We start from the raw sequence: 26,621 nt of genomic DNA, 5'->3' as shown, positions 1-26,621 counted from the left end.
GGCCCTCGTGTTGTCGTGGTGCGCCTGCGCTCAGCGGCAGCGCAGATTGATGACGACCGGGCCGCGCGCAATCACGCGGCGACCGCCGCGCGCGCAGTGCGGGCAGCCGATGCGGGCGACACGGCCCGTCGTCGCCACCACCTGCCGAGCAATGGGTGCCACCTGGCGCGCCACCACCTGGGCGGCCTGGCCGCGCGGCGTGGCGCGGCGGGCCGGCGCCACCAGCGGGCGCGACAGGCGCTGCACGGTCTGCGGGCGGGCGGCCACCTGGCGCGTGACGCGCTGCACCGCACGCACCGCCTGGCGGGGCGGCAGGCGGCGGCGCTGCACGATGCGGCGCGTGGCCGTGACGGCGCGCGCCACGGCACGGGCGGCCTGCGGACCCTGGCGGCGCACGGCGCCGCGCACGGCCTGGCTGACGGCGCGCACGGCGGCACGCCGCACTGGCGCCGCGGCGCGGGCCACGCCGGGCAGGGCGCGGCGGATGAGCATGCCGGCCAGCACCGGGGCGGCAGCGTCGATGCCGTCCTCGTCCAGGCCGTCCACCAGCTCGTCGAAGGCCTCGAACTCGTCGGCGCCATCGGCCAGCAGGCGCCCGGCTACATTGGCCAGGCGGCCGATCATCTGGGCCTGAGGGATGGGGATCATGCTGGCGATGGGCCCGACGACGCGGGCGGCACGGCCGATGCCGCGGCCCACGCCGCGGGCGATGCGGCCCAGGCGGCGGAAGAACTCGTCGCCGTCGCCGGCGTCCATCGCATCGGCGACGGCGGCTTCGAAGGCGTCGTCGCCGCCATCGCCTTCATCGAATTCGTCGTACTCATCGCCTTCGTCGAACTCGTCGTATTCGTCGGCTTCGTCAAAGCCCTCGCCGCCACCGCCGCCCAGCAGGCCACCGGCGACGCGGCCGATGCCGCCGAGCAGGCGGCCGATGAACTCGTCATCGCCCTCGTCGGCACCGTCGAACTCGTCGAACTCATCGCCTTCGTCGAACTCGTCATAGGCATTGCTGGCGCGTGCCGGGCCTTCTGCGGCGTCGGACATCAGGTCGTCCATCACGTCGGCTTCGAATCGGTCCATGGTGATCTCCTTGCAGTGGATTCAGGGTTGGCGCGGCGTGACCGTCAGCTTGACGGGGCCGTCGATATGGAAGGTGCGGGGGCCGCTGATGCGACGTGTGCGCTGGCCGCGGCCGACCCGGGTGTCGCGTGCCAGAGGGGCGGCGCCGGGACCGGCGCCCGAGCTGCCCGCGCCGGGCTGGGCCAGGCGGCGCATGGTCTGCGGCTGCTGGGCCACGCGCCGCGCCGTGGCGGGCAGGCCGCGGCGCACTTGCTGGGCGGCGCGCTGGGGCGTGGGCGCCGTGCGGGTGGCCACGCGGGCCGCCGATTGCGCCAGCCGGGGCAGGGCACGGATGGCGCTGCGGCCGCGCTGGCGCACCAGCTCGCGCGCCGCCGAGGCCGTGCCGCGCACGATGGCGCGCCGTCCGGCCTGGGCCAGATGGCCCATATTGCGCATGCCCAGGGTGCGGGCGGCGGCGCGGGCGGCCAGGGCCACGACGGCCGGCAGGGCCTCGTCGACGCCGTCCTCGAAGGCATCGGCCAGGGCGTCGAAATCGTCCATCTCGTCGCCGCCGCCGCCAATCAGCTGGCTGAGCTGGCCCAGCACGCCTTGGGCGCCGCCGGCCGTGTTGGCGACGCCGCCGGCCAGGCGCCCGGCGGTGCCGGCCCAGCCCTGCACGCGCTGCGCGCCACCGGCGACGCTGCGCAGGCCGCTGGCGATGCCGGGGGCGCCCAGCATCTGGGCCAGGCGCGAGGCGGCCATGGCTGCCGGCGAGACCTGGCGGGCGACGCGGCCGACGCCGCCGGCCACGCGCTGGGCCTGGCGGGCGATACCGCGCACGCGGCCGGCCACTCCGGCGGCGCCGCCCAGGCCACGCCTGAGCACGCCGCCGGCGCGGCCCAGGCCGCCGAGGATGCGGCCGAGGAATTCGTCCTCGTCGGCGGCATCCAGGCCGTCGGCGACTTCGTCCTCGAAGGCATCCCAGAGGGCCATGGCATCGCCGCCGTCGACCTGTTCGTCGGCGAAGTCCGCGCCATCCAGCGCGTCGCCTTCGAAGTCGTCGGCACCGTCGCCGAGGTCGCCAGCTTCACCGTCGAAGCTTTCCATCAGGTCCATGCCGTCGCTGCCGTCGGCTTCGTCAAAACCCTCGTCCGCACCGTCGCTCGCGTCGGCACCGTCGAGGGCGTCAGCCTCGTCCATCAGCTCGTTGTCAAAGGGGTTCTGGTCCATGTCGTGGCCTCCAAGCCAGGGCGGCATCGCTACCGTGAAGTCACTCTAGGCAGCGGCCAGCGCGCCGACAAAACGTGTTTTGTGCCGACCGCATCGGGGCTCGCGAGGACGCACCAGTCCTGACGCATCAACCCATCGGAGGGCCCCCGTTTGAGGGCATCGATGAGGGGGGCTCGCTTCGCGCCCGCCCCGAAGCATGATGCGCAGCGCCTGGGGCGCCACCGCCGTGCATCGACATCCAGCACTTATTCACGTCGGCAGCCCCCCAGCTTCCCAGGTGCCAAGAGCGGCGGACTGAGCAAACATCCGGCGCCCTGGGCGATCCAAAGAAGGACCACGTCAGTTGCAGGAGATGCGTCATGGCCAGCAGCATGCAAACGCGGCGACATCCGCCGCCCCGGGACGGGGCATGAACATCCGTCGCGACGGTGCCGACGACGACGCGTCATGCGCCGATGCGGGCGCGCTGCAGGCCAGCGTCGAGTTGGACGGTCGCAGCCTGCACATCGTCTGCGTCGACGACCGCCTGCCCGACCACAGCGCCCGGCCCGGCAGCTCGCGGCTGTGCCAGCGCTATCTGCCCGGCGAGATCGCGCATTTCGAGTGGGCCGGCCACCGCTATGCCCTGGTGCCGGACAACGAGTCATCTGGCCCTTCAGTCCCGACCCAGGAGCTGCATACCCTGCTGACCAACCGCGAGCTGCAGATCGTGCAATTGATCTGCTCCGGCCTGCTGACCAAGCAGGTGAGCGCCAGGCTGCACATCAGCGAGTTCACGGTGCGCTCCTACCTCAAGACCATCTACTGCAAGCTCGGCGTGCGTTCACGCGGTGCCATGGTCTATGCCTATGCGCAGTCGCTGTCGCGTTCGTCCAGGGGTGAAACGGCGGATGCCGCCGACTGAGAGCGCCGCCGCCCACCTCGTGTGTTCTGACACGCGGACCGAGGCTTGGCCGACAGGCGCTGCCGGCTTGCGGCTGTTAGTCTGGTCCCATGAAAACCGTGCCGACGACGATCTTCATCGCCCTGTGCCTTGGCGCCACGGCGGCCCGCGCCGAGGAGGATTCGTCTGAAAGCCAGCCGACGCGCTATCTGCTGGGACTGTCGGTCGCCAACGGCCCGGAGTACGAAGGGGCCCGGCAGCGCGAAACCAAGCTCAAGCCGGTCTGGGCCGCCAAGATCGGGCGCATCCGCATCACGACAGCGGGCGGCAGCGCCCTGCTGGGCTTCGGCCGCGATGGCGCGGGCGCCGGCGCGAGCACCCAGCTGATCGAGACCGACCGCTGGCGCCTGGGCGTGTCGGCCAGCATGGATGGCGGCCGTGACAGCGACGATGCCAGCACAACGCGCGGCCTGCCCGACGTGAGGCGCACGCTGCGCGCCAAGCTCTATGTCAACTACAGCCTGACCCAGGACTGGAACCTCGGCGCTTCGGCGTCGCAGGATGTGCTGGGCCACAAGGGCGGGCTGACCGCCAGCCTGGACCTGGGCTGGCGCTTCTATCGCAGTGATACGACGGAGTGGACGACGGGCGTCGGCGTCTCGGCCGCTAACGCGCAGAACATGCGCAGCTACTTTGGCGTGCCGGCCTCAGCGAGCGCTGCCAGCGGCAAGCCGGCCTACGAGCCGGGTGCCGGCCTGCGCGACGCCCACTTCGGCATCAACTTCAAGCATGCCCTGTCCAAGCACTGGTTCGTGTTTGGCGGCGCCGGCGCCAACCGCCTGCTCGGCCCGGCGGCGGACAGCCCGCTGGTCGAGAAGCCCGGCGGCCACAGCGCAGCGATAGGCTTGGCCTGGCGCAACTAGAGCTTCACGCGGCCGCGCCAGATGTCGGCATACATGACCCAGTCGCCGATGAAGCTGTACAGGGGGTATTTGAAGGTGGCGGGCCGGTTCTTCTCGAAGAAGAAATGCCCGATCCAGGCGAAGCCATAGCCGCACAGCAGGCCATACAGCAGCCAGACCAGGGCGCCCGTGCTGAAGAGCTGCCAGAGACAGACCAGCACCAAGGTCGAGCCGACGAAATGCAGGCGCCGGCAGACGGTGTTGCTGTGTTCGCTCAGATAGAAGGGATAGAAGTCGGCGAAGCGGGAGAAGCGTTCGGTGCTCATGGGGCAATTCAAGCGCGGGTTGCGCCCGAGCGGCAAGCGGGGTTGCCCTCGCAACAATGATCCGATGAGCGCAATTCCCGAGACCGAGTTCGAAGTTGCCATCCTGGGCGCGGGCATGTCCGGCCTGTGCATGGCCATCCAGCTGCAGCGCGCGGGCATCGCGGATTTCGTGGTCCTGGAAAAGTCCGCCGGCATTGGCGGCACCTGGTGGGACAACCGCTACCCCGGCGCCCAAGTCGATGTGCCGGCGCCGGTCTACAGCTTCAGCTTCGCGCCCAACCCGCACTGGACGCATCGCTTTGCCGATGCCCCCGAGATCCAGCGCTACCAGCAGCGCCTGGCCGAGACCCATGGCCTGTTGCCGCGCATCCGCCTGGGCTGTGCCGTGGCCGAGGCGAGCTTTGACGAAGCCTCGGGGCGCTGGCAGCTGAACCTGGACGATGGCAGCCGCATCAGTGCGCGCTTCTTTGTCTGCAGCACGGGCCAGCTCAGCATCGCGCGCTGGCCCGACATCCCAGGGCTGGCCGATTTCCAGGGCCGCCTGCTGCATACCGGGCGCTGGCCGGGCGACGCCGACCTGGCCGGCCAGCGCATCGGCGTCATCGGCACTGGCTCGACGGCGGCCCAGCTGGTGCCGGCCCTGGCGCCCGCCGCGGTCCAGTTGAAGGTGTTCCAGCGCACGCCGAACTGGGTGCTGCCGCGGCTGGACCGGCGCTATGGACGCCCGGACCGCTGGCTGATGCGCCTGCCCGGCTATGCCGCACTGGCGCACAAGACGCTGTGCGCGGCCCTGGACCTGGGCCGGCATGGCTTTGACGAGGGCACGCTGGCGCGCCGTGCGGCCGTCGCGGTCGCTCATCGGCTGCGCCGCCAGGTTGCCGACCCGGTCCTGCGCGAGGCCCTGACGCCCCGCTATCCGCTGGGCTGCAAGCGCATCATCTACTCCAACGACTACTACGCGGCCCTGCAACTGCCGCAGTCCGAATTGGTCACGGCCGGCATCGAACGCGCCAGCGCGGCCGGCGTGCTGACGGTCGACGGCCGCGAACATGCGCTCGATACCCTGGTCTGCGCGACCGGCTATGACACCACCCATCCGCTGTCGGGCCTGCCCGTGCGCGGCCGCGGCGGGCGGCTGCTGAGCCAGGCCTGGGCCGGCGGGCCGCGGGCCTATCTGGGCGTCAGCGTGCCGGACTTTCCCAATTTCTTCCTGATGCTGGGGCCGAACACGCTCACGGGCCACACCTCGGCCCTGCTGTCGCTGGAGCCCCAGGTCGAGCATGCCATCGCCTGCATGCAGCGCCTGAAGCGCGAGGGCGGGCGCTGGATCGCGGTGAAGCCGGCCGCGGCCGAGGCCCAGGACGCCGGCCTGCAGCAGCGGCTGTCGACCTCGGTCTGGGCCCACTGCAACTCCTGGTACCGCACCGAGGGCGGACGCATCGTCGCCATCTGGCCCGGCTTTGCGCGCGACTATGCACGCGCGGTGCGCCGGCCCGATGCGGCGGCCTACGAGTTGGGCTGAAGCGCAGTCTTCAACGCTGCCAGCATGGCGTCGGGCGCCTCGGCCATCAGCGCGTGGCCGGCGGACAGACGATGCATGCGTGGCTTCAGCAGGCCGCCGAGGACGGCGTTCTGCTTGGGCGAGGTCATCTGGTCCAGGGTGCCGAGGATGAAGTGCACGGGGCAGCTCACGCGCGCCGCGGCGGCCTCGCCGCCGGCATAGCGGTCGCAGACCTGGAAGTCGTTCTCGAACAGGTTGACCGCGGTCTGGCGCGACTGCAGCCGCCGCATCAGCGCCATCGACCCACCGCGCAGCCAGGCGCCGGGGCCGGGGTAGCTGGGCTTGGCGCTGGCCAGCGAATGTGAAAAGGCCGTGACCATGGCCATGGCGGCCTCGGGCCGGTCGCGCGCCGTCGTCAGCAAGGCTTCGGAGACCATCATCGGATAGGCCGTGCCGACCATGACGAGGGTCGACGCCCGCTCGGCCGCTTCGAGTGCGATCAGCGAGCCCATGCTGTGGCCGACCAGGGCGGCCTTTTGCACCCCGGCCGCGTCCAGCAGGCGGTGCAGCCAGGCGGCGATGTCCTCGACGCTCTTCAAGGGCGCGCCCGCGCTGCGGCCATGGCCCGGCAGGTCGACGGCCAGCACGCCGTAGCCGTGGTGGGCACACCAGCGCGCCAGCAGGGTCCAGACGCTGTGGTCGTTGAGCGCGCCGTGGATGAAGACGACGCAGGGCAGGGCGGGGTCGAAGGGCTTGCCGCCGGTGTAGGCATAGGCCTCTTGGCCATCAACGAGCAGCTTCATGCCTTGCTCGCCACTTTGAGCGCCCGCTTCAGGTCGTCGATGAGGTCGGCCGGATCCTCCAGGCCGATGGACAGGCGGATGGTGCCGGGGCCGATGCCGGCCTGCTGCAGTGCCACATCGTCCATGCGGAAGTGCGTGGTGCTGGCGGGGTGGATGACCAGGGACTTGGCGTCGCCGACGTTGGCCAGATGCGAGAAGAGCTTGAGCGCTTCGATGAAGGCGCGGCCCTGTTCCCGCGTGCCCTTCAGGTCGAAGGAGAACACCGCGCCGGCACCGCGCGGCATCAGCTTTTTCGCCAGCGCATGGTCGGGGTGGGAGGCGAGGCCGGGATAGGCCACCTTGTCGACGAGACCGTGGGCCTGCAGGAACTCGGCCACCGCCTGTGCATTGGCGACGTGGCGCGCCATGCGCAGCGGCAGCGTCTCCAGCCCCTGCAGCATCAGCCACGCCGTGTGCGGGCTCATGCAGGCGCCGAAGTCGCGCAGGCCCTCGCGGCGGGCGCGCAGCAGGAAGGCGCCGACCGTGCTCTCCTCACTGAACACCATGGCGTGGAAGCCTTCGTACGGTTCGCACAGCGTGTCGAATTTGCCGTGTTGATCATGCGCGGCCTGCCAGTCGAAGCTGCCGGCATCCACCAGCACACCGCCGATGACCGTGCCGTGCCCGCAGAGGAATTTGGTGGCCGAGTGGTAGACCAGGTCGGCCCCCAGCTCGGCCGGACGTTGCAGATAGGGCGTGGCGAAGGTGGCGTCCACCAGCAGGGGCAAGCCGGCCTCATGCGCGATGGCGCTGACGGCCGGAATGTCCAGCACGTCCAGACCAGGGTTGCCGAGGGACTCGCCGAACAGCAACCGTGTTTCGGACCGGATAGCGGCACGCCAGGCGTCGAGGTCGCGCGGATTGACGAAGGTCGTCTCGATGCCGAAACGCTTCAGCGTGTAGTGCAACAGGTTGTGGCTGCCGCCATACAGGGCCGTGCTGGCGACGATGTGGCTGCCCGCGCCCATCAGCGTGCAGATGGCCAGGTGCAGGGCCGCCTGTCCGCTGGCCGTGGCGATCGCGCCGATGCCGCCGTCAAGCGCGGCCATGCGCTCCTCGAAGACGGCCGTCGTCGGGTTGGACAGCCGGCTGTAGACATGGCCCGAGCGCTCCATATTGAACAGGGAGGCGGCGTGCTCGCTGTTCTCGAAGACGAAGGAGGCGCTGAGGTGCAGCGGCGTCGCGCGCGCGCCGGTGCCCGGGTCGGGCGTGGCGCCGGCATGCAAAGCTAGGGTGTCGAAGCCTGGCATGGTGTTTTCTATGGTGTGGATGCGCGGGGATTGTGTGCTATGTTGACTGGCAGTTTTCCCATGGAGGCCCCTATGAAAGTCGTCGATATCCTGCGTGTCAAAGGCGGCACCCTGTTCACCGTTACGCCGGACGAGCCGCTGAAGGACTCCCTGGCCGTGATGGCCGAGCGCGACATTGGCTCGCTGGTCGTCATGGAGCATGGCGATCTGGTGGGCATGCTGACCTTCCGCGAGGTCATCTCGGCGGTCGTCAAGAACAACGGTGCCGTCGGCACGACCATCGTGCGCTCGGTGATGGACGATGCGCCGCTGACCTGCACGCCCGAGACCGAGATCGATGAGGTGCGCCGCATGATGCTGGGCCGGCATGCGCGCTATATGCCGGTCATGAACGGCAAGACCCTGATGGGTGTCATCTCGCTGTACGACGTGGCCAAGGCCGTGGTGGACAGCCAGGACTTCGAGAACCGCATGCTCAAGGCCTATATCCGCGACTGGCCGGTGGAAGAGGGCAGCGAGGAAGCCGCGCCGAAGCTCTAACCCGCCGGTTCGCATCCCGACAAGGCGGCCTTGCGAGGCCGCTTTTGCTTATGGCCCCTCCTAGAATCACGGCATGGCAGGCAGCACCTTCGGCGAACTCTTCCGCGTCACCAACTTCGGCGAAAGCCATGGCCCGGCCATCGGCTGCGTCATCGACGGCTGCCCGCCGGGCATGGTCCTCAGCGAGGCCGACATCCAGCCCGAGCTGGACCGCCGCCGCCCCGGTACCAGCCGGCACGTGACCCAGCGCAACGAGCCCGACGCGGTCAAGATCCTGTCCGGCGTCTACGAGGGCGTCACGACCGGCACGCCCATCTGCCTGCTGATCGAGAACACCGACCAGCGCAGCAGGGACTACGGCAACATCCTCGACACCTTCCGCCCCGGCCACGCCGACTACACCTACTGGCGCAAATATGGCGTGCGCGACCCGCGCGGCGGCGGCCGTGCGTCGGCGCGCCTCACGGCGCCCATGGTCGGCGCCGGCGCCGTCGCCCGCAAATGGCTGCGCGAGGCCTACGGCACCGAATTCCGCGGCTGCATGACCCAGCTCGGCGAGATCGAGATCCCCTTCGAAGGCTGGGAACACGTCGGCCAGAACCCCTTCTTCGCCGCCAACGCCAGCAAGATAGCGGCGCTGGAGGAGTACATGGACGCCCTGCGCAAGGCCGGCGACTCGGTCGGCGCGCGCATCCGCGTCGAGGCCACCGGCGTGCCGGTCGGCCTGGGCGAACCGCTGTTCGACAAGCTGGACGCCGACATCGCCTACGCCATGATGGGCATCAATGCCGTCAAGGGCGTGGAGATCGGCGCCGGTTTTGCGGTGGTCGCCCAGAAGGGTACCGAGCATGGCGACGAGCTGAGCCCACTGGGCTTTGCCAGTAACAACTCCGGCGGCATGCTGGGAGGCATCTCGACCGGCCAGGACATCGTCGCCAGCATCGCCATCAAGCCCACCAGCTCCATCCGCAGCCCCAAGGCCAGCATCGACCGCGCCGGCAACCCGTCGGTGGTGGAAACCTTCGGCCGCCACGATCCCTGCGTCGGCATCCGTGCCACCCCCATCGCCGAGGCCATGCTGGCCCTGGTGCTGATGGACCATGCCCTCCGTCATAGGGCGCAGTGCGGGGATGTCGTGCTGCCGGTGGCGCCCATAGCGTCGGCCAGGCCCGAGTAAGCCCTGCAACCGCCGGGCCGCCTACCAGCCGAACCGGCTGCCGTGCAGCTCGTGTGCCTTCTTCACAAAGCCTTCCTTGCGCAGCGCCTCCAGCGCGGCAGCGAGGCGCGCGATGGTTTCGGCCGGCGTGCTGAGGCTGCAGGCCAGATAGCTGGGCGCCTCGTTGAAGACCAGCACCAGCTTCAAGTCCTTCAAGCCGGCACCGGCGGCGGCGTCGCGCGCCGTGTAGAGGCTGGACACCCACAGGTCGATGCGGTCGGCGGCGAGCTTGGTGGCATTCATCCTATCGTCCGGCACCAACTCGACATTGACGCCCCGGTCGGCCAGGTAGCGGGCCTTGGCGTCACCGCGCAGGCCGCCCACGCGGAAGGACTTGGCGTCCTCCAGCGTGTCGACGCGTCCGTGGAAGTCGGGCCGGCCGAAAAAAGCCCATTTGTTGATCGCGATCGGGCCCACCCACTGGTAAAGCGCTTCGCGCTCGGGCTGGCGCGCCACGGAGAAGGCGCAGGTGTCGCGCTGTTCCTGGGCAACGGCCAGGGCGCGTGCCCAGGGCAGGTCGAAATGCATGGCCACGGTCACGCCGGCGCGGCGGGCCATCTCGGCGACGACGTCAGCCGACATGCCGACGATGCGGCCGTCCGCCGCGGCGTAACTGAAAGGTGGGTAGGGCGTGGTGTACAGCTCGAGCGTCGGCATCGCGCTCGCCTGAAGGACCAGCCCGGCACAGACGGCGGCGACACAGACGCGGAGAGTTGAGGGCGGTGACACGGGCGTGGTGGCTGGTTGCCGTCGCTCTCATGATATGCAGTTCGTCGGCCTGCGCGCCGGCCTGATCGCCAGCCGGTGCAGCTCAGCCCCCGCAAACCGCGTTTCGTCACAAGCCCGCTGCGCCCCGGCGCGCTCATTTCTAGACTGCAAAGGTCTGTATCAGAGAGCGTTTTGGGGGAGCCATGCGTAAGTCTTGGAAATTGGGCGGCATTGCCGCTGTGGTGCTGGTGGTTGGCGGAGCCGGCGTGGCCGTCATGGCGAGCAAGGGTGATGGCCCGAAGAAGCCGGGTGACGACAAGGCCAAGACCGTGCTGGAGTTCGTGCCCAGCGAAGTCGTCAAGCCGACGCTGGCCGCCATGCCGGCCCAGATCGAATTCAGTGGCCCGCTGGTCGCGCCGGGCACGGCCATGGTGCGTGCCAAGTCCAACGGCACCCTGCTCAACCTCGCGGTTGGCGAAGGCAGTCGCGTGAAGGCCGGCCAGGCTCTCGGCCAGGTCGACCTGGAAGAGCTGCGCTATCGCATCGCCGAGCGCGGCGCCAGCGTCGAGGCCATGCGGGCCCAGATGGAGCAGGCCGAGCGCAGTTACAAGGCCAACGAAGGCCTGGCGGCCAAGAATTTCATCGCCCAGACGGCCCTGGACAACTCCCGTGCCGCCTATGAGTCGGCCCGCGCCAACTGGAACGCAGCCAAGGCCCAGCTGGACACCAGCCAGGTGACGATGCGCCAGGCCGCCCTGGTGGCGCCCATCAACGGCGTCGTCTCCAAGCGCCATGTGGTGCCTGGTGAGAAGGTGGCCGCCGAGCAGCAGATCCTGACCATCGTCGACCTCTCCAAGCTGGAGCTGGCCGGCCTGGTCGGCACCCATGAAGTCGGCCGCCTGAAGCCTGGCATGACGGTGCAGGTCAAGGTCGAGGGCGTGGACGAGCCGGTCGAAGCCAAGATCGACCGCATCGCGCCCAGTGCCGAGCCGGGCACCCGCTCCATCGGCGTGACCCTGGTGCTGAACAACCCCAAGGAGCTCTACCGCGCCGGCCAGTACGCCGTCGCCAAGGTGGTGCTGCCGGACGATACCCAGCGCCTGACTGTGCCCATCGCAGCCATCAGCCGCAATTCCGGCCAGGAGCAGGTCTGGATGATCGAGAGCGGGGCCCTGGTGCGCCGCATCGTGACGACCGGCCGCAGCGACGCCCGCGACGGCCGCGTCGAGATCCTGAACGGCCTCAAGCCCGAGGCCCAGGTGCTGGCCGCGCGCTTTGACAACCTGCGTGAGGGCGACAAGGCCACCATCGTGGCCGCCAAGGCCAAGGTGGCCAGCTCGTCCGCCTCCGCGGCCACCGTCCAACAGTGAGGGCCAGACCATGTGGATGACCCGCGTTTCCATCCAGAACCCGGTCTTTGCGACCATGGTGATGGTGGCCCTGTGCGTGCTGGGCCTGTTCTCCTATTCCAAGCTGGGCGTCGAGCAGATGCCCGACATCTCGCTGCCCGGCGCCTGGATCGACATCCGCTACCCCGGCGCCTCGCCCGAGGCCGTCGAGCGTGAAGTCGCCAAGCCGCTGGAAGAGGCCATCAACAGCATTGCCGGCGTCGACCGCATCCAGTCGCGCAGCTTCGAAGGCCGCGTGCAGGCCAGCGTCGAGTTCACGCTGAACACCGACATGAGCCGCGCCATGCAGGACCTGCGCGACCGCGTCGCCGCGGCGCAGGCCGCCTTCCCGCGGGACGTCAAGCCGCCGACGGTGTCGCGCTTTCAGGCCGACAACGCCCAGCCCGTCGTCGTCATGGCGCTGCTGAGCGAGACCCGTGGTGCGCGCGAGCTGTCCATGATGGCCGACCTCATCGTCTCCAAGCGCCTGGGCCGCGTCGAAGGCGTGGCCAAGGTGGACGTGGGCGGCATGGTGACCCGCGAAGTGCGTGTCGACCTCGACCCCATGCGCTTGCGTGCCTATGGCGTGACGCCAGCCGAGATCTCCAAGGCCTTGGCCGACGCCAATGCCGACCAGCCGGTGGGGCTGCTGTCCGACCAGACGTCGGACGCCATCCTGCGTGTCGAAGGCCGCGTCAAGGACCCCAAGCAGTTCGGCCAGATGATCGTCGCCCGCCGCGGCAACCTGGCACTGACGCTGAACGACCTGGGCACCCTGGTCGAGCGCGAGCGCGAGATCGACAGCATCGCCCGCATCAATGGCCAGCCGGCCGTCAGCTTCAACATCTTCAAGCAGCAGGACGCCAACATCGTCGCCACCGGCGACGCCATCAAGGACGCGATGGAGGAGCTGCGCAAGGTGCTGCCCAAGGACGTCGAGCTGCGCCTGATCTACGCCAACTCCGACTTCGTCAAGGGCTCGCTGACCGGTCTCAAGCACACGCTGATCGAAGGCGCACTGCTGACCGTGGCCATCGTCTTCCTGTTCCTGCACAGCTGGCGCTCCACCATCATCACCGGCCTGACCCTGCCCATCGCCGTCATCTCCAGCTTCATCGCCGTGCATGCTTTCGGCTTCACGCTGAACTTCATGACGATGATGGCGCTCTCCCTGTGCATCGGCCTGCTGATCGACGATGCCATCGTCGTGCGCGAGAACATCGTGCGCCACGTGGCTATGGGCAAGGACCATCACACCGCGGCCGGCGACGGCACCAACGAGATCGGCCTGGCGGTGATGGCCACCACCTTTGCCATCTGCGCGGTGTTCGTGCCCGTCGCCTTCATGGGCGGCATCATCGGCAAGTTCTTCTACCCCTTCGGCATCACGGTCGCGGTGGCCGTGATGGTCAGCCTCTTCGTCAGCTTCACGCTCGACCCCATGCTGTCCTCGGTCTGGCATGACCCCGTCAACACGCGCATCAAGCACTGGCCCGTCATCGGCCATGCCATCCGCGCCACCGACTGGAGCATGGACCATCTGCACACAGCCTATGAGCGCCTGATCAAGTGGGCCTTCTCCGGCCGCCGCTACCGCGTCTTCGTGCCGCCCATCCCCGCCTACGGCCACCCGTTCGATGCCAACGGCAAGCGCGACAAGGCCGCCAAGCGCGTGTTCCGCTTCGCGACGCTGACGCCGCGTGGTCTGGTGATGTGGGGTGCGGTGGCGAGCTTCGTCGCTGCGCTGATGCTGGCGCCCATGGTGGGCAGCGAGTTCGTGCCCGAGACCGACAACGGCTTCACCCAGGTCAACCTGCGCATGCCGGTGGCCTCCAGCGTCGAGCGTGGCAGCGCCAAGGTCGCCCAGATCGAGGAAATCCTCAAGAACTACCCCGAGATCAAGACCGTCTCGACGGTGGTCGGCAGCACCGGTGAAGGCCTGGCCACGGGCCGCAACCAGGCGGCGCTGAACATCTCCCTGACCGACCGCAGCGAGCGCAAGCGCACGCAAAAGGAGATCGAGGACGCCATCCGTGCCGACATCGCCAAGATCCCCGGCATCGAGGTCAGCGTGGGCTTCAACCGCCCGATCTGGGTGACCATCCTCGGCACCGACCCCGAAGTGCTGACGCAAGTCGCCAAGGACTTCGCCGAGAGCCTGAAGAAGATCCCCGGCGCCGTCGATGTGGACACCACGGTCAAGCCCGGCCTGCCGGCCTTCGCCGTGCGCCTGAAGGACTCGGCCATCCGCGAGCTGGGCCTGACTGCACCGCAGATCGCCTCGTCCTTGCGCGCCTACGTCAACGGCGACGTGGCGACCTACTGGACGACGCCCGACGGCAACCAGGTCGAGGTGCTGCTGCGCCTGCCGCGCGACCAGCGCGAGCGCATCGAGCAGATGAGCAAGCTGCCGGTGGCCTTCTCCAAGGACGGCGCGCCCATCACGCTGGACCAGGTGGCCACCATCGAGCCGGTGTTCAACCCCGAGGTCATCCGCCGCGAGAACCTGCAGCGCCGCGAGGCAGTCTTCGCCGGCGTGCAGGGCCGCCCGGGTGGCGACGTGAATGCCGATGTGCAGAAGCTGATCAAGAGCACCCAGCTGCCCCCGGGCATCAGCTTCAAGGTGGACGGCGCCGGCAAGCAGCAGGCCGAGGCCTTCAACGGTCTGCTGGCCGCCATGGCCCTGGCCGGCATCTTCATCTACATCGTGCTGGCCAGCCAGTTCGGCAGCTTCCTGCAGCCCATCGCCATCATGGCCTCGCTGCCCCTCGCGCTGATTGGCGTCATGCTGGCCCTGCTGCTGTGGCGCTCGACGCTGAACGTCTTCTCGATGATCGGCCTTGTCATGCTGATGGGCCTGGTGACCAAGAACGCCATCCTGCTGGTGGACTTCGCCAACCATGCCCGCAAGGCCGGAGCGACCATCGCCGAGGCGCTCTTGCAGGCCGGCCTGATCCGCATGCGCCCCATCATCATGACGACGGCCGCCATGATCTTCGGCATGCTGCCCATGGCCATCGCGCTGAACGACGGCGGCGAGATCCAGGCGCCCATGGGCCGCGCCATCATCGGCGGCGTCATCACCTCGACGCTGCTGACCCTGGTCGTCGTGCCGGTTCTCTACAGCTACCTGACCCGCGAGAAGAAGCCGGCGGCCAAGGCCGCCGCGGTGCACGACGGTGGCAGCTCGCTGCCGCAGCACGGCATGCCCGGCGCGATGCCGGCAGACAAAGAGTAATCTGTTCTCCCTCGAGCGCGCTCCAGCGCCCCCTGGGCCGGCCACTTCGGTGGTCGGCTTTTTTTCATTTGGAAGCGCCGCTTGAGCTCCTTCCGACGTGCCCCTCATCGGGCCGCCGACGCTAGGCGGCGCAAGTCTCACGCACGCACCCTCGCAGCCATCGATGCGCCGCATCGCCATCCATGCGCGGATGCCACAGCAGCGAAACGGTGAAAGGCTCCAGAGCCAGCGGCAGTTCGAAGCTCACAAGGCCATCGCGCAGATGGCCCGTGTGCCGCTCCGGCACGGTGGCAATCAAATCGGTGCCACGTGCCAAGGCCAGTGCCTCGGCAAAGCCGGCCACCGTGACAGCGATGTCGCGGCTCAGGCCGACGGCCGCGAGAGCCTCGTCGACAGGCCCGGGCGAAGTGCCGCGGCGCGAGATGGCCACATGGCGGCCGGCCGCGTAGCGCTGGGCTGTCGGCTTGCGGCGAGCCAGCGCATGCCCCTCGCGCAAGACGCCGACGAAGCGGTCACGAAACAGTGCCTGGGTGCGCAGCTCCGGCCCGCTGGACGCGCTGACGATGCCGGTTTCCAGGTCGACGCTGCCGTCGCGCAGCGGCGTGCTGTCGCGATCCGGCTTGGGCACGAAGCGCAGCCGCACACCGGGCGCCTCCGAGCTCACGCGCGCGAGCAGCGCCGCCCCGAAGTTCTCGACGAATCCCTCGCGCGTGCGCAGCGTGAACTCGCGCTCCAGTTGCTCCAGCTTCAGCGCTGCTGCTGGCCTCAGCGTCGCCTGTGCCTCCTGCACCAGCGGCCCGACACGGTCGCGCAACTCGAGCGCGCGAGGCGAGGGCACCAGGCCGCGGCCGGCGCGCACCAGCAGCGGGTCGCCGGTCGCGTCGCGCAGCCGGGCCAGCGACCGGCTCATGGCCGACGGGCTCAGCCGCAGCCGGCGTGCCGCGCCGGCTACGCTGCCCTCGGCCAACAGGGCATCCAGCGTCAGCAGCAGGTTCAGGTCAGGATCAGACATGGCGTCTCATGCATGGATGAAGTGCAGATGATGCGTCTTCCGCCATGCCCAGCCAATGCCTAAGGTTGCGGCATGACCACCACGACCTTCACGCCCACCGCCGCCACGCCCGTCACCGGCGTGCTCGCCAGCCTGGCCCTGTGCACCTTGCTGCCCTCGCTGGCCATCAGCAGTGCCAGCATCGCGCTGCCGACCTTGGCCACCGCTTTCGGCGCCGGCATGGCCGAAGCCCAGTGGGTCGTGCTGGCCTATCTGCTCGCGACGACGACCCTCATCGTCGGCGCCGGCCGGCTCGGCGATCTGGTCGGCAAGCGCCGCCTGCTGCTGGTCGGCATCGCGCTGTTCACCGCAGCATCCACGCTGGGCGCGCTGGCGCCGACTCTGCCCTGGCTGATCGCCGCCCGCGCATTCCAGGGCGTGGGTGCGGCAGCCCTGCTGGCCCTGACGATGGCTATGGTCGGTGCGGCCTTGCCCAAGGCCCGCACCGGCAGCGCCATGGGCCTGCTGGGCACGATGTCGGCCGTCGGCACGGCGCTGGGCCCGTCGCTGGGTGGCCTGCTGATGGGCACCTTGGGCTGGCAGGCCGTCTTTGCCGTCAACCTGCCGACGGGTCTGCTGGCCCTCGCGCTGACCTGGCGATACCTGCCGGCCGACCGAGGGCAGGGCAGGGCCGCGGGCTTCGATCTGCCCGGCACGCTGTGGCTGGCGATGAGCCTGGCGGCCTATGCGCTGGCGATGACGCGCCATCCCGGCCTGCTGGCCATCGCCGCCATCGGCCTGCTGCTCTTCGTGCGCACCGAGGCCCGTGCCGCCTCGCCGCTGATCCGGGTGGAGCGCCTGCGCGACCCGATGCTGAGCCGCGCGCTGGCGATGAATGCCGTGGTGTCGGCCGTCATGATGGCGACCCTGGTCGTCGGGCCCTTCCACCTCAGTGGCGTGCTCGGCCTGGGGGCTGCGGCAGTGGGCGCGCTGATGTCCATCGGCCCCATCGTGTCGGCGCTCAGCGGCGTGCCGGCCGGTCGCCTGGTGGACTATTTCGGCACGCGGCGCGTCACGCGCTGGGGCCTTGCGATCATGGCGGCAGGCTGCGCCCTGATCGCGCTGCTGCCCGCGACGCTGGGGGCTATCGCCTATGTCGGCCCCCTCGTCATCGTCACACCCGGCTATGCGCTCTTCCAGGCAGCCAACAACACCGCCGTCATGGCCGATGTGACCACCGAACAGCGCGGCGTGATCTCAGGCCTGCTGACGCTGTCGCGCAACCTCGGCCTCATCACGGGCGCATCGGCGATGGCTGCCATGTTTGCCGTCGGTGGCCTGCATCTGAGCTTCGCCGTCGCGACGGTTTTGCTGGCTTTCGCCATCGGGCTTGCCAAGCGCGCGCATTGACCCGCACAATCGCGCCCGCTCCGGGGTGCTCCGCTTGCTGAACAGCAAGCAGACGCTGAGACGGTCATTGAAGACCGAACCCGTGAACTTGAACCGGCTAGTACCGGCGTAAGGAGAGCGCATGCCATGCAGCATGCAGGCGAGGGACCACCCCCGCCCTGCATCCACAGGCGGCCACGGAGCAACCCAACCACCGCTCCAGGAGTCCGCCGCCGTGAATGCCCCCGAAAACAACCTCTCGCTCGATGAGCGCCTGTCGCTGACGCGCGAACCCTTCCCGGCCTCGTCCAAGGTCTACGTCAGCGGCAACCGGCCCGACGTGGCCGTGCCCATGCGCGAGATCGCGCTGACCAACGGCGAGCGCGTCGTCGTGCACGACACCTCGGGCCCCTATACCGACCCCCAGGCCAGCATCGATGTGCGCCGCGGCCTGCCGCCTATCCGTTCCAGCTGGGTCACCGACCGCGCCGACACCGAGGCCTACATGGGCCGCACGCGCGTGGCCCTGGACGACGGCGGCAAGGAGGACAACGAGCGCATCGCCCAGCTGCGCGCCGAGGCCGCCGCTCTGCAGCGCCAGCCGCGCCGCGCGCAGTCGGGCGCCAACGTCAGCCAGCTGCACTACGCCCGCCGCGGCATCGTCACGCCGGAGATGGAGTTCGTCGCCCTGCGCGAGAACGGCAAGCGCGAATGGATGCAGGCCTATCTGTCCGACGCCGAGCGCGAGCAGCGCCTGCGTGGCGACGCGCTGGGGGCGGCCATTCCCGAGGTCATCACCCCCGAGTTCGTGCGCCAGGAAGTGGCCCGCGGCCGTGCCGTCATCCCGGCCAACATCAACCACGCCGAGCTGGAGCCGACCATCATCGGCCGCAACTTCCTCGTCAAGGTCAACGCCAACATCGGCAACTCGGCCGTCACGTCCAGCATCGAGGAAGAGGTGGAGAAGCTGGTCTGGTCCATCCGCTGGGGCGCGGACACGGTCATGGACCTCTCCACCGGCCGCAACATCCACACCACGCGCGACTGGATCGTGCGCAACTCGCCCGTGCCCATCGGCACCGTGCCCATCTACCAGGCGCTGGAGAAGGTCGGCGGCGTGGCCGAGGACCTGACCTGGGCCATCTTCCGCGACACGCTGATCGAGCAGGCCGAGCAGGGCATCGACTACTTCACCATCCACGCCGGCCTGCGCCTGCCCTTCATCCCCATGACCACCAAGCGCCGCACGGGCATCGTGTCGCGCGGCGGCTCCATCCTGGCCAAGTGGTGCATCACCCACCACCGCGAGAACTTCCTGTACACGCACTTCGAAGAGATCTGCGAAATCATGAAGGCCTATGACGTGACCTTCTCGCTGGGCGACGGCCTGCGCCCCGGCAGCGGCGCCGATGCCAACGACGAGGCCCAGTTCGCCGAACTGCGCACGCTGGGCGAGCTGACGAAGGTGGCCTGGAAGCACGATGTGCAGACCATGATCGAAGGCCCGGGCCATGTGCCCATGCACCTCATCCAGGCCAATATGGCCGAGCAGTTGAAGCACTGCCACGAGGCGCCGTTCTACACGCTGGGTCCGCTGACCATCGACATCGCACCGGGCTATGACCACATCGCCAGCGCCATTGGCGCGGCCATGATCGGCTGGATGGGCACGGCCATGCTCTGCTATGTGACGCCCAAGGAACACCTCGGTCTGCCCGATCGCGACGACGTCAAGCAGGGGCTCATTGCCTACAAGATCGCCGCGCATGCGGCCGACATCGCCAAGGGCCACCCCGGTGCCCGCGCGCGCGACGACGCCATGAGCAAGGCGCGCTTCGAGTTCCGCTGGAACGACCAGTTCGCACTCGGCCTGGACCCCGACACGGCACGGGACTATCACGACGAGACCCTGCCCAAGGATTCGTCCAAGGAGGCGCATTTCTGCTCCATGTGCGGCCCGAAGTTCTGCTCGATGAAGATCACCCAGGACGTGCGCGAGTACGCCGCGGCCAAGGGCTTGGAGGCGGCCGACGTGGTTGCGGACGGCATGGCGCAGAAGTCGGCCGAGTTCAAGGCCGCCGGCGGCGAGCTCTACATCCCCATCAAGCCGCAAGCCTGATGACGAGCATCGCCATTGCGGGCGCCGGTGTCATGGGCCGGCTGCTGGCCTGGCAGCTGGCGCGTGCCGGCCATCGTGTCAGCGTCGTCGATCCCGCCGAGGGGCCGGACAGTCCCGGCGCTGCGGGCTTCGCGGCCGCCGGGATGCTGAGTCCGCTGGCCGAGCGCGAGCATGCCGAGCCCGAGGTCGTCGAGCTGGGCTGGCGGTCGCTGCAGCTGTGGCCGCAGATCGCCGCAACGCTCGGCCGGCCTGAGCTGGTGAGGACCGAGGGCAGCCTGCTGCTGGCGCATGGCTGCGATCTGGGCGCAGCGCTCAGGGTGCTCGCGCGCCTGCAGGGCGAGCCCGAGCCGCTGAACCGTGCCGCGCTGCTGATGCTGGAGCCCGCGCTCGCGCCCGACCTCAAGGCCTGGTGGCTGCCGGGAGAAGGACAGTTGCTGCCGCGCGAGCTGCTGGTCGCCATGGTCGAACGGTCGCCGGGCGTGGACTGGCGCTGGGGCCGTCGCGCCGTGGCTCTCCAGCCGCATCGTGTCGAATTGGACGACGGCCGCCGCCTGGACACCGACCTCGTCATCGACACCCGCGGCGTCGGCGCCAAGCCCGACATGCCCGGCCTGCGCGGTGTGCGCGGCGAGATCCTTTGGCTGCATGCGCCCGGCGTCGTGCTGAACCGCCCGGTGCGGCTGATGCACCCGCGCCATCGCGTCTACCTCGTGCCGCGGCCGGGCGACGTCATCGTCCTTGGCGCGTCGGAGATCGAGAGCGAGGACCGCTCGCCCGTCAGCCTGCGCAGCGCTGTCGAGCTGATGGCCGCCGCCCACAGCGTGCTGCCGGCCCTGGCCGAGGCGCGCATCGTCCACATGGAAACCCATCTGCGGCCGGCGCTGCCCGACCACCAGCCGCGCCTCGAGCACGAGCCGGGCCTTCTGCGCATCAACGGCTTGTTCCGCCACGGCTGGCTGCTGGCGCCGGCCCTCACCGAGAAGGCACTTCAACATGTCTGAGTTCACCGTCAACGGCCAAATCCAGGCGTGGCGCGAGGGCCTGAGCGTGGCCGCCCTGCTGGCCGAGCAGGGCAGGGCAGACGACGCGGTCGCCACCGCCGTCAACGGCGTCTTCGTGCCGCGCCTGCGCCGCGAGGCCACGCTGATCCAGCCCGGCGACGCGCTGACCCTGATCCAACCCATCACCGGAGGCTGAGCATGCCCTGGACCCTCTACGGCCGCGAACTGACGAGCCGCTTCCTGCTTGGCACGGCCGGCTATCCCTCGCCCGAAGTGCTGCGCCAGGCCGTGCGCGCCAGCGGTGCCCGGGTGCTGACCGTCGGGCTCAAGCGCACGCTGGCCGCGGCCGGCGACAACGGTTTTGTCGCCGCCATCCGCGAGACGCTGAAGGAAACCGGCGGCCATCTGCTGCCCAACACCGCCGGCTGCCGCACGGCGCAGGAGGCCATCACGCTTGCGCAGATGGCCCGTGAGCTCTACGACACGCCCTGGATCAAGCTTGAGGTTGTCGGCGACGAGTACACCCTGCAGCCCGACCCCTGGGAGCTGGTCAGCGCGGCGGAGCAACTCGTCAAGGACGGCTTCCAGGTCTTCCCCTACTGCACCGACGACCTCATCACCTGCCGTCGCCTGCTCGATGCGGGCTGCGAGTTGCTGATGCCCTGGGGGGCGCCCATAGGCTCGGGCCAGGGCCTGCTCAACCCCTTCGCGCTGCGCACGCTGCGCGAGCGCCTGCCGGGCGTGCCGCTGATCGTCGACGCTGGCATCGGCGCGCCCTCGCATGCGGCCCAGGCCATGGAGCTGGGCTATGACGGCGTGCTGCTGAACTCCGCCGTCGCCCAGGCTGGTGACCCCATCCGCATGGCCGCGGCGTTTGGCCAGGCCATCACGGCCGGGCGCCTGGGCTTCGAGGCCGGCGTCATGGCCAGGCAGGACATGGCCGTCGCAAGCACACCGGTGGGCGGCCGACCCTTCCTGATCCCATGAGCCACAAGCCTCCCATCATCTGGAGCATCGCCGGCCTGGACAGCGGCGGCGGTGCGGGCCTGTCGGCCGACCAGCGCGCGGCCGATGCGGCGGGCGTCCACCTCTGCCCGGTCGCCGCCGCGCTGACGGCCCAGAACAGCGTCGCCGTCGAGGCTGTCTTTCCCGTGCCGCCCGAGCAGCTCGACGCCCAGCTCGCGGCCCTCGCCAGCGACCTGCCGCCCGCCGCCATCAAGACCGGCCTGCTGGGCGGCGTCGAGCAATTGCGCGTCGTCACGCAATGGGTGGACCGGCTGCGCGAACGCGCGCCCGTGGCTCTTGTCGTCGATCCGGTGCTGCGGGCCTCGACGGGCGCGAGCCTTGCCGACGATGCCCTGTTGAACGCCTACCGCGAGGAGCTGCTGCCGCGCGCCAGCGTCGTCACACCCAATCGACGCGAGGCCTCGCGGCTGGTGGGCGAGGCCGGCGTGGCTGCCCAGGCGCGGGCGCTGCTGGCCCTGGATGCGGGCGCTGTCTGCATCACCGGCGGCGATGAAGCCGGACCACTGGCCCTCGACTGGCTGGCCTGCGAGCATGTGACCGCCTGGCTGGCCCTGCCGCGGCGCGATGCACACAACAACCACGGCACCGGCTGCACGTTTGCGACCGGCCTGGCTGCTGCCCTGGCGCGTGGCTTTGTCGCGGCCGACGCGGCCGTCATCGCCAAGATGCTGACGACCTCGGGCCTGCGTGCCGATGCCCAGGCATCGGGCGGCGGCGCGGGCCCGGTCCTGCCCCAGCCCGGCTTCATCCGCGACGCCGGCCTGTTGCCGGCCCTGTTTGACGGCGACGCGCCGCCACGGGCCTGGCCCTTGCCGTGCCGCGGGCCCACGTCGGTCGACGGCGTCTACGGCATCACCGACAGCGGCCCTCATGCAGGCCAGCTCTTCGATGCGGGACTGCAAACGGTCCAACTGCGCGTCAAGCGACGCGTGGCGGAAGATGAAGCCGGCTGGCAAACGCGATTGCATGCTCACGTCGCTGCGGCACGGCGTCCGCGGGGAACCCTCATCCTCAACGACCATTGGCGCGAGGCCCTGGCCGTCGGCGTGGACTTCATTCATCTCGGCCAGGAGGATTTGCTGGCCTTGTCCGCGTCGGAAAGGCGCGAGCTTGCCGAGGCCCGCGAGCGGGGGCTGCGCCTGGGCCTGAGCTCGCACAGCCTGTGGGAGCTGGCGCGCGCCAAGGCCTGGTCACCCGACTACATCGCCTGCGGCCCCATCTGGCCGACGCTGACCAAGGCCATGCCGTGGTGGCCCCAGGGCCTGGGCAACCTGGCCTGGTGGGTGGCCATGGCGCCGGCACCGGTGGTCGGCATAGGCGGCGTGTCGGAGCCGTCGCAGCTGGCCGAGATTGCGGCCTGCGGTGCCCGTGCTGGCTGCGTGGTGCGTGGACTGGCGCGAGGCACCGCCCACGGGCCGCAGGCCTGGCAGCAGGCCTGGGCCGAGGGTCGCGATGCCGCGCCTATTGCTGCTCCGTCATGGCCCAGCGCCACCCTGCCCGTCAATCCCTGGTGAAGGTGCCGCCCCCCGTTTCCGTGTCGGTGAGCTTTACAGCGGCTGTTACAAGCACGTAGGGTTTCATAGGAGAAACGCTTGTTGGCCTGAAGCTTGCTTCAAGCTGTTGAATCGCCTGGAGAACAAGATGAATTTCCGCAGCTTCCTTGCCGGCGCCGCCCTCGCGGCCTCGGCCCTGACCGCCCAAGCCGACCCCGTCCTTGTCATGCGTACCGTCGGCAATGTGGATCTGAGCCATCTGCTGATCGGCCAGACCTTCCAGATCGAGGTGGTCATCGACGGCGACACCCCGGGCGAACACGACGCCGGTGGCACGGGCACGGGCGATGTCTACGAGCCGACGCCTTTCCTGAAGTTGACCAATATTGCCCTCGGCACATTCGCCCAGGGTGTGGATTGGAGCCTGGACCCGACACTTTTCATCCTTGATTTCAAGGCCGAACAGGCAGGCACCGACATCCTTTTCACCCAGAACCAGTGCCTGAACTCCAACCTCCAGAACTACGGCTGCAACTTCGCCAGCGGCCCGCTGACCTTCGTCGTGCGTGACCCCAACCGCCTGCCCGAGCCCGCCAGCCTGGCGCTGACCGGTCTGGCTCTGCTGGGCCTGGGAGCACTGCGCCGCCGCACGGCTTGAGCCTCAGCGGCCTCAGCGGCGCGCCTCACTCGCATCCAGGGCCCCAAAGCGGGCCCTGATGTTTTCTGCGAGCCGCTTCACGGCCGATGTCGACCGGTACCCATTGACGTTTCACAAATACCAACAAGAATCGCGCCTCCGCCGTGACTGGCTTCAACAGCGCTCGTTCGCATTGGTAAGAATTTATTTCGGGCGGGGCGTTAGATATGACCTCCCATTTTTGGGCGCATTGGTTTGCGCGCAGCTTGTGTGCCTGCAGGATACTCAGCAGCTATGCTGTCCCGGCTGCCTATTGGCAGCTAGCACACCTTCCAGGTGTGGCGTGTCATGAATGGCGTTTACAACCCTGTTTTCGATCGGGGTATCCAGCAGCAACAGAAGCCCTGCAACTTTCACTTGGCAGCGCTTGGTAAATGGCCGATTTGAGGCTCAATGTATGAAGAAGTATATAAAAATTGCTCTTTTGGCACTTGCTTCATTGACGTTTTATTCAGTGAGTCGCGCGGGCAGTTATCAGCGGTGGGAGGTGCAATGGAATGCTTGGTCGGGACCTTTGCCCGTAAGCATAGAACCCACAAAAACGGCGGCTTGCCGATCGTGGATTCAGGTGACGCAAAGTCGCATTCTCGCCAGGAACCACCAGGCAGTCAGCCCAGATCCCCAGAGTCAAACCAACTTTTCGTTTTCCAGTGAGGTGAATGATGGTAGTACATGCGGGTTTGCTTTAACGTCCGATGTATGTGGATCGTGGCGCCCCACGGGTTGCCTGGTCTGGTATAACCAAACTATACCCCTGGTAGGTTATTTCATTCCGCACCATATTTCTGTGGTGGACATTTATGCGCCGAAGCCATCTGCATGTGGGGTGGGCAATCCAATCAATCCGTTGGCCGGCAATAAATATGAAACCGTCCCATTGGGACTTGCCGTTGGGGGTGTCCCACTTACCATCACCTATGACAGCGCCAGGGCACTCGCGAACGGCGGCGATGTTTCCGCTTTGAACGGCCAGACCGGCATTTTCGGGGCTTTGGGAAAACTGTGGTTTTCCAACGTCCACAAACAGCTCATTCTGGACGATGCATTTCGCGTCGATGTCCAGGCTGTGCGGGGCTCCGGCGCGGTCGAAAGTTTCGCTGTCAGTGGAGCGTCCTATAGTCCGGCGGCGCTCAACAGAAACGGCTATCTCGTAGGAGCGAGCCAATCGTCGATGCCGACGGCATACCGGTATTATGATTTGGCTGGCGGGGCAATTGAGGCCTATGACGCCAATGGAAATATTTTGTCAATCACTGGCATTGGTGGTCAATCGATCACGTTTGACCATGCAGTCGGGGGGGCGGCCAGTGTGCTGGTCGACCAGTTTGGGCGTCAAATCTCATTTGCTTATCGCACACTGCCCGACGGCTCGAGCGCGATAGAAAGTGTGAGTGATTCTGCTGAAGGGCGAGTTTTCTTCCACTATACCGATTCAAATTTGACGTCAGTCATTTGGCCCGATGGAAATACCCGAGAATTTGTTTATGACAGCCCCAGGCCGAATCAACTTTGGGCTCTCACGGGGGTGGTTGACGAATCGGGTGGTAGGTACTCATGGTTTTCATATAACGACGCCCGCGTTGCAATCTCTACAACGCATGCAAATGGGGCGGATAGCTATTCAATAGATTTTCTTTCGCCGCCGGGCCCTGTGGTTCGAGAAGAGTGGGGTAGTAACTGGTTAACAAGATACCATGGATGGGCGGCGCCTAGTAATCTCGCCATTACGCAGCCGAATGGGGAGCGAAGAAACCTAAACGCGGTAGAACTTGCGGGCACGCTATTTACAAGCGGAACCAGCCAGCCGGCGGGTTCGGGCTGTGCTGCAAGTACGCGCTTGCAGGAGTACGACGCCAACGGCAACGTTGCCTGGAAGGAAGACTTCAAGGGCAACCGCAGTTGCTTTGCCAACGATCTGGGCCGTAACCTCGAGACGGTCCGGGTGGAAGGACTGGCGGCCGGCACCGCCTGCGCCGCGCCGCTGGCGGCCAATGCCACGCTGCCGGCGAGCTCCCGCAAGATCAGCTCAGCCTGGCATCCGGTGTGGCGGCTGCAGACCCAGCTTGCCGAGCCCAGGCGGCTGACCACCAAGGTCTACAACGGCCAGCCCGACCCCTTCAACGGCGGCGCTATCGCCTCCTGCGCGCCCTCCAGCGCCACGCTGCCCGACGGCAGCGCCATCGTCGTGCTGTGCAAGCAGGTCGAGCAGGCGACGACAGACGCCAACGGCGCCCTGGGCCTGGCGGCGGCGTTGGACAGCACCGTTCCTGCCCGCACCCAGCAGTGGACCTACAACCAATACGGCCAAGTCCTCTCGTACACCAGTCCACGCAACTACGCGAAGACCTACGTCTACTACAGCGATACGACCGCCGAGCACACCAAGGGCGATCTGTACACCGTCGCCAACGCCAAGCAACAGGTTGCCACGTACACCAAATACAACGCAGCAGGGCAGTGGCTGGAGATGAAGGACGCCAACGACATCGTGACCACCCGAACCTTTGATCAAAGGCAGCGTCTCAAGACCGTCACCACCTTGAACGCCACGACGAGCTACGACTACTGGCCCACGGGACTGCTCAAGACGGTCACGCTGCCCGATGCCAGCAGTCTGGGCTACGCCTACGACGCCGCTCACCGCTTGACGAGCATCACCGACAAGCTGGGCAACAGCGTGACCTACACGCTGGACAGCAGCGGCAACCGCATCGCTGAAAACTTCACCGACCCGGCGGGGCGCCTAGCAAAGACGCTTGCACGCGTGCCAGATGCGCTGAATCGAATCCAACAAGTCACGGGTCGGGAGTGATTCAGATGCA

General features: G+C 68.2%; 22 protein-coding genes and 1 riboswitch. Of the genes, 15 read left to right on the top strand and 7 right to left on the bottom strand.

Translation table 11 applies throughout. The features are described 5' to 3' along the window. Positions 1-30 precede the first annotated feature (30 nt). Both J2X20_RS23240 and J2X20_RS23235 read right to left on the bottom strand, forming a co-directional pair. Positions 31-1,080, bottom strand: coding sequence for a hypothetical protein (locus tag J2X20_RS23240; protein ID WP_310270258.1), 1,050 nt, complete (start codon positions 1,078-1,080; stop codon positions 31-33). A 21-nt stretch (positions 1,081-1,101) separates the two neighbouring features. Next, a complete protein-coding gene (locus J2X20_RS23235; protein ID WP_310270254.1) occupies positions 1,102-2,289 on the bottom strand; it encodes a hypothetical protein in 1,188 nt (395 codons plus the stop codon). A 409-nt stretch (positions 2,290-2,698) separates the two neighbouring features. Here J2X20_RS23235 and J2X20_RS23230 point away from each other — a divergent pair, with 409 nt between their 5' ends. Beyond that, a complete protein-coding gene (locus J2X20_RS23230) occupies positions 2,699-3,193 on the top strand; it encodes a helix-turn-helix transcriptional regulator (RefSeq protein ID WP_310270251.1) in 495 nt (164 codons plus the stop codon). An 89-nt stretch (positions 3,194-3,282) separates the two neighbouring features. Continuing rightward, positions 3,283-4,095, top strand: a complete 813-nt coding sequence (locus tag J2X20_RS23225) for a MipA/OmpV family protein (RefSeq protein ID WP_310270249.1) — start codon at positions 3,283-3,285, stop codon at positions 4,093-4,095. Here the strand turns inward: J2X20_RS23225 and J2X20_RS23220 are convergent. Then, entirely contained in the window at positions 4,092-4,400 is a 309-nt protein-coding gene (locus J2X20_RS23220; RefSeq protein ID WP_310270245.1) for an Mpo1-like protein, read from the bottom strand. The two genes, J2X20_RS23225 and J2X20_RS23220, sit on opposite strands and share 4 nt — an antisense overlap. A gap of 64 nt (positions 4,401-4,464) precedes the next feature. On the opposite strand from J2X20_RS23220, the gene J2X20_RS23215 reads away from it, so the two are divergent. After that, a complete protein-coding gene (locus tag J2X20_RS23215) occupies positions 4,465-5,922 on the top strand; it encodes a flavin-containing monooxygenase (RefSeq protein WP_310270243.1) in 1,458 nt (485 codons plus the stop codon). On the opposite strand, the gene J2X20_RS23210 is transcribed toward J2X20_RS23215, so the two are convergent. Together J2X20_RS23210 and J2X20_RS23205 are read right to left on the bottom strand one after the other, a co-directional pair. Then, on the bottom strand, positions 5,907-6,704 hold the full coding sequence (locus J2X20_RS23210) for an alpha/beta fold hydrolase (protein ID WP_310270241.1): 798 nt from the start codon (positions 6,702-6,704) through the stop codon (positions 5,907-5,909). The two genes, J2X20_RS23215 and J2X20_RS23210, sit on opposite strands and share 16 nt — an antisense overlap. Further along, on the bottom strand, positions 6,701-7,993 hold the full coding sequence (locus J2X20_RS23205) for an O-acetylhomoserine aminocarboxypropyltransferase (RefSeq protein WP_310270238.1): 1,293 nt from the start codon (positions 7,991-7,993) through the stop codon (positions 6,701-6,703). Before J2X20_RS23205 ends, J2X20_RS23210 begins: the two co-directional genes overlap by 4 nt. 72 nt (positions 7,994-8,065) lie before the next feature. On the opposite strand from J2X20_RS23205, the gene J2X20_RS23200 reads away from it, so the two are divergent. Both J2X20_RS23200 and aroC read left to right on the top strand, forming a co-directional pair. Beyond that, positions 8,066-8,533 (top strand): CBS domain-containing protein, encoded by a 468-nt coding sequence (locus tag J2X20_RS23200; RefSeq protein ID WP_310270235.1) that lies wholly within the window; start codon positions 8,066-8,068, stop codon positions 8,531-8,533. A gap of 73 nt (positions 8,534-8,606) precedes the next feature. After that, a complete protein-coding gene (gene aroC / locus J2X20_RS23195) occupies positions 8,607-9,710 on the top strand; it encodes a chorismate synthase (RefSeq protein ID WP_310270232.1) in 1,104 nt (367 codons plus the stop codon). 21 nt (positions 9,711-9,731) lie between these two features. Here aroC and J2X20_RS23190 read toward each other — a convergent pair whose 3' ends face one another. Then, the gene (locus tag J2X20_RS23190; RefSeq protein WP_310270229.1) at positions 9,732-10,406 is read right to left on the bottom strand and encodes a substrate-binding periplasmic protein; all 675 of its coding nucleotides are present in this window, start codon (positions 10,404-10,406) and stop codon (positions 9,732-9,734) included. Positions 10,407-10,660: 254 nt separating this feature from the next. Between J2X20_RS23190 and J2X20_RS23185 the strand changes: the two genes are divergently transcribed. Both J2X20_RS23185 and J2X20_RS23180 read left to right on the top strand, forming a co-directional pair. Continuing rightward, positions 10,661-11,827, top strand: coding sequence for an efflux RND transporter periplasmic adaptor subunit (locus tag J2X20_RS23185; RefSeq protein WP_310270225.1), 1,167 nt, complete (start codon positions 10,661-10,663; stop codon positions 11,825-11,827). A 10-nt stretch (positions 11,828-11,837) separates the two neighbouring features. Further along, positions 11,838-15,083: an efflux RND transporter permease subunit gene (locus tag J2X20_RS23180; RefSeq protein ID WP_310270222.1), complete on the top strand. Its 3,246-nt coding sequence runs from the start codon at positions 11,838-11,840 to the stop codon at positions 15,081-15,083. A gap of 121 nt (positions 15,084-15,204) precedes the next feature. Here the strand turns inward: J2X20_RS23180 and J2X20_RS23175 are convergent, their stop codons facing one another. Further along, positions 15,205-16,095, bottom strand: a complete 891-nt coding sequence (locus J2X20_RS23175; RefSeq protein ID WP_310270219.1) for a LysR family transcriptional regulator — start codon at positions 16,093-16,095, stop codon at positions 15,205-15,207. Between the two features lie 72 nt (positions 16,096-16,167). On the opposite strand from J2X20_RS23175, the gene J2X20_RS23170 reads away from it, so the two are divergent. The 8 genes from J2X20_RS23170 (at position 16,168) to J2X20_RS23135 (ending at position 26,611) form a co-directional block, all read left to right on the top strand. Then, the gene (locus J2X20_RS23170; RefSeq protein WP_310270217.1) at positions 16,168-17,484 is read left to right on the top strand and encodes an MFS transporter; all 1,317 of its coding nucleotides are present in this window, start codon (positions 16,168-16,170) and stop codon (positions 17,482-17,484) included. Between the two features lie 11 nt (positions 17,485-17,495). Then, positions 17,496-17,616, top strand: a riboswitch (TPP riboswitch). 82 nt (positions 17,617-17,698) lie between these two features. Next, entirely contained in the window at positions 17,699-19,582 is a 1,884-nt protein-coding gene (gene thiC / locus J2X20_RS23165; protein ID WP_310270213.1) for a phosphomethylpyrimidine synthase ThiC, read from the top strand. Next, positions 19,582-20,583: an FAD-dependent oxidoreductase gene (locus J2X20_RS23160; RefSeq protein ID WP_310270210.1), complete on the top strand. Its 1,002-nt coding sequence runs from the start codon at positions 19,582-19,584 to the stop codon at positions 20,581-20,583. Before thiC ends, J2X20_RS23160 begins: the two co-directional genes overlap by 1 nt. After that, a complete protein-coding gene (gene thiS, locus J2X20_RS23155; RefSeq protein WP_310270207.1) occupies positions 20,576-20,779 on the top strand; it encodes a sulfur carrier protein ThiS in 204 nt (67 codons plus the stop codon). The genes J2X20_RS23160 and thiS overlap by 8 nt, the downstream gene beginning before the upstream one ends. Before the next feature lie 2 nt (positions 20,780-20,781). After that, positions 20,782-21,570, top strand: a complete 789-nt coding sequence (locus J2X20_RS23150; protein WP_310270204.1) for a thiazole synthase — start codon at positions 20,782-20,784, stop codon at positions 21,568-21,570. Next, positions 21,567-23,123 (top strand): PfkB family carbohydrate kinase, encoded by a 1,557-nt coding sequence (locus tag J2X20_RS23145; protein WP_310270201.1) that lies wholly within the window; start codon positions 21,567-21,569, stop codon positions 23,121-23,123. The genes J2X20_RS23150 and J2X20_RS23145 overlap by 4 nt, the downstream gene beginning before the upstream one ends. Positions 23,124-23,250: 127 nt before the next feature. Next, a complete protein-coding gene (locus J2X20_RS23140) occupies positions 23,251-23,760 on the top strand; it encodes a PEP-CTERM sorting domain-containing protein (protein ID WP_310270198.1) in 510 nt (169 codons plus the stop codon). Between the two features lie 829 nt (positions 23,761-24,589). Beyond that, positions 24,590-26,611: an RHS repeat domain-containing protein gene (locus J2X20_RS23135; protein ID WP_310270195.1), complete on the top strand. Its 2,022-nt coding sequence runs from the start codon at positions 24,590-24,592 to the stop codon at positions 26,609-26,611. Positions 26,612-26,621 lie beyond the last annotated feature (10 nt).

Source organism: Roseateles saccharophilus, from assembly GCF_031458095.1.
GTDB lineage: Bacteria > Pseudomonadota > Gammaproteobacteria > Burkholderiales > Burkholderiaceae_C > Pelomonas > Pelomonas saccharophila_A.
The sequence above is the reverse complement of the archived record's forward strand: the minus strand, read 5'-3'. Positions and strand labels throughout refer to the sequence as shown.

Excerpts from the sequence above, each read along its gene's own strand:
- J2X20_RS23240 (WP_310270258.1), bottom strand. The coding sequence starts at position 1,080 with ATGGACCGATTCGAAGCCGACGTGATGGACGACCTGATGTCCGACGCC.
- J2X20_RS23235 (WP_310270254.1), bottom strand. The coding sequence starts at position 2,289 with ATGGACCAGAACCCCTTTGACAACGAGCTGATGGACGAGGCTGACGCC.
- J2X20_RS23230 (WP_310270251.1), top strand. The coding sequence starts at position 2,699 with ATGAACATCCGTCGCGACGGTGCCGACGACGACGCGTCATGCGCCGAT.
- J2X20_RS23225 (WP_310270249.1), top strand. The coding sequence starts at position 3,283 with ATGAAAACCGTGCCGACGACGATCTTCATCGCCCTGTGCCTTGGCGCC.
- J2X20_RS23220 (WP_310270245.1), bottom strand. The coding sequence starts at position 4,400 with ATGAGCACCGAACGCTTCTCCCGCTTCGCCGACTTCTATCCCTTCTAT.
- J2X20_RS23215 (WP_310270243.1), top strand. The coding sequence starts at position 4,465 with ATGAGCGCAATTCCCGAGACCGAGTTCGAAGTTGCCATCCTGGGCGCG.
- J2X20_RS23210 (WP_310270241.1), bottom strand. The coding sequence starts at position 6,704 with ATGAAGCTGCTCGTTGATGGCCAAGAGGCCTATGCCTACACCGGCGGC.
- J2X20_RS23205 (WP_310270238.1), bottom strand. The coding sequence starts at position 7,993 with ATGCCAGGCTTCGACACCCTAGCTTTGCATGCCGGCGCCACGCCCGAC.
- J2X20_RS23200 (WP_310270235.1), top strand. The coding sequence starts at position 8,066 with ATGAAAGTCGTCGATATCCTGCGTGTCAAAGGCGGCACCCTGTTCACC.
- aroC (WP_310270232.1), top strand. The coding sequence starts at position 8,607 with ATGGCAGGCAGCACCTTCGGCGAACTCTTCCGCGTCACCAACTTCGGC.
- J2X20_RS23190 (WP_310270229.1), bottom strand. The coding sequence starts at position 10,406 with ATGCCGACGCTCGAGCTGTACACCACGCCCTACCCACCTTTCAGTTAC.
- J2X20_RS23185 (WP_310270225.1), top strand. The coding sequence starts at position 10,661 with ATGCGTAAGTCTTGGAAATTGGGCGGCATTGCCGCTGTGGTGCTGGTG.
- J2X20_RS23180 (WP_310270222.1), top strand. The coding sequence starts at position 11,838 with ATGTGGATGACCCGCGTTTCCATCCAGAACCCGGTCTTTGCGACCATG.
- J2X20_RS23175 (WP_310270219.1), bottom strand. The coding sequence starts at position 16,095 with ATGTCTGATCCTGACCTGAACCTGCTGCTGACGCTGGATGCCCTGTTG.
- J2X20_RS23170 (WP_310270217.1), top strand. The coding sequence starts at position 16,168 with ATGACCACCACGACCTTCACGCCCACCGCCGCCACGCCCGTCACCGGC.
- J2X20_RS23160 (WP_310270210.1), top strand. The coding sequence starts at position 19,582 with ATGACGAGCATCGCCATTGCGGGCGCCGGTGTCATGGGCCGGCTGCTG.
- thiS (WP_310270207.1), top strand. The coding sequence starts at position 20,576 with ATGTCTGAGTTCACCGTCAACGGCCAAATCCAGGCGTGGCGCGAGGGC.
- J2X20_RS23150 (WP_310270204.1), top strand. The coding sequence starts at position 20,782 with ATGCCCTGGACCCTCTACGGCCGCGAACTGACGAGCCGCTTCCTGCTT.
- J2X20_RS23145 (WP_310270201.1), top strand. The coding sequence starts at position 21,567 with ATGAGCCACAAGCCTCCCATCATCTGGAGCATCGCCGGCCTGGACAGC.
- J2X20_RS23140 (WP_310270198.1), top strand. The coding sequence starts at position 23,251 with ATGAATTTCCGCAGCTTCCTTGCCGGCGCCGCCCTCGCGGCCTCGGCC.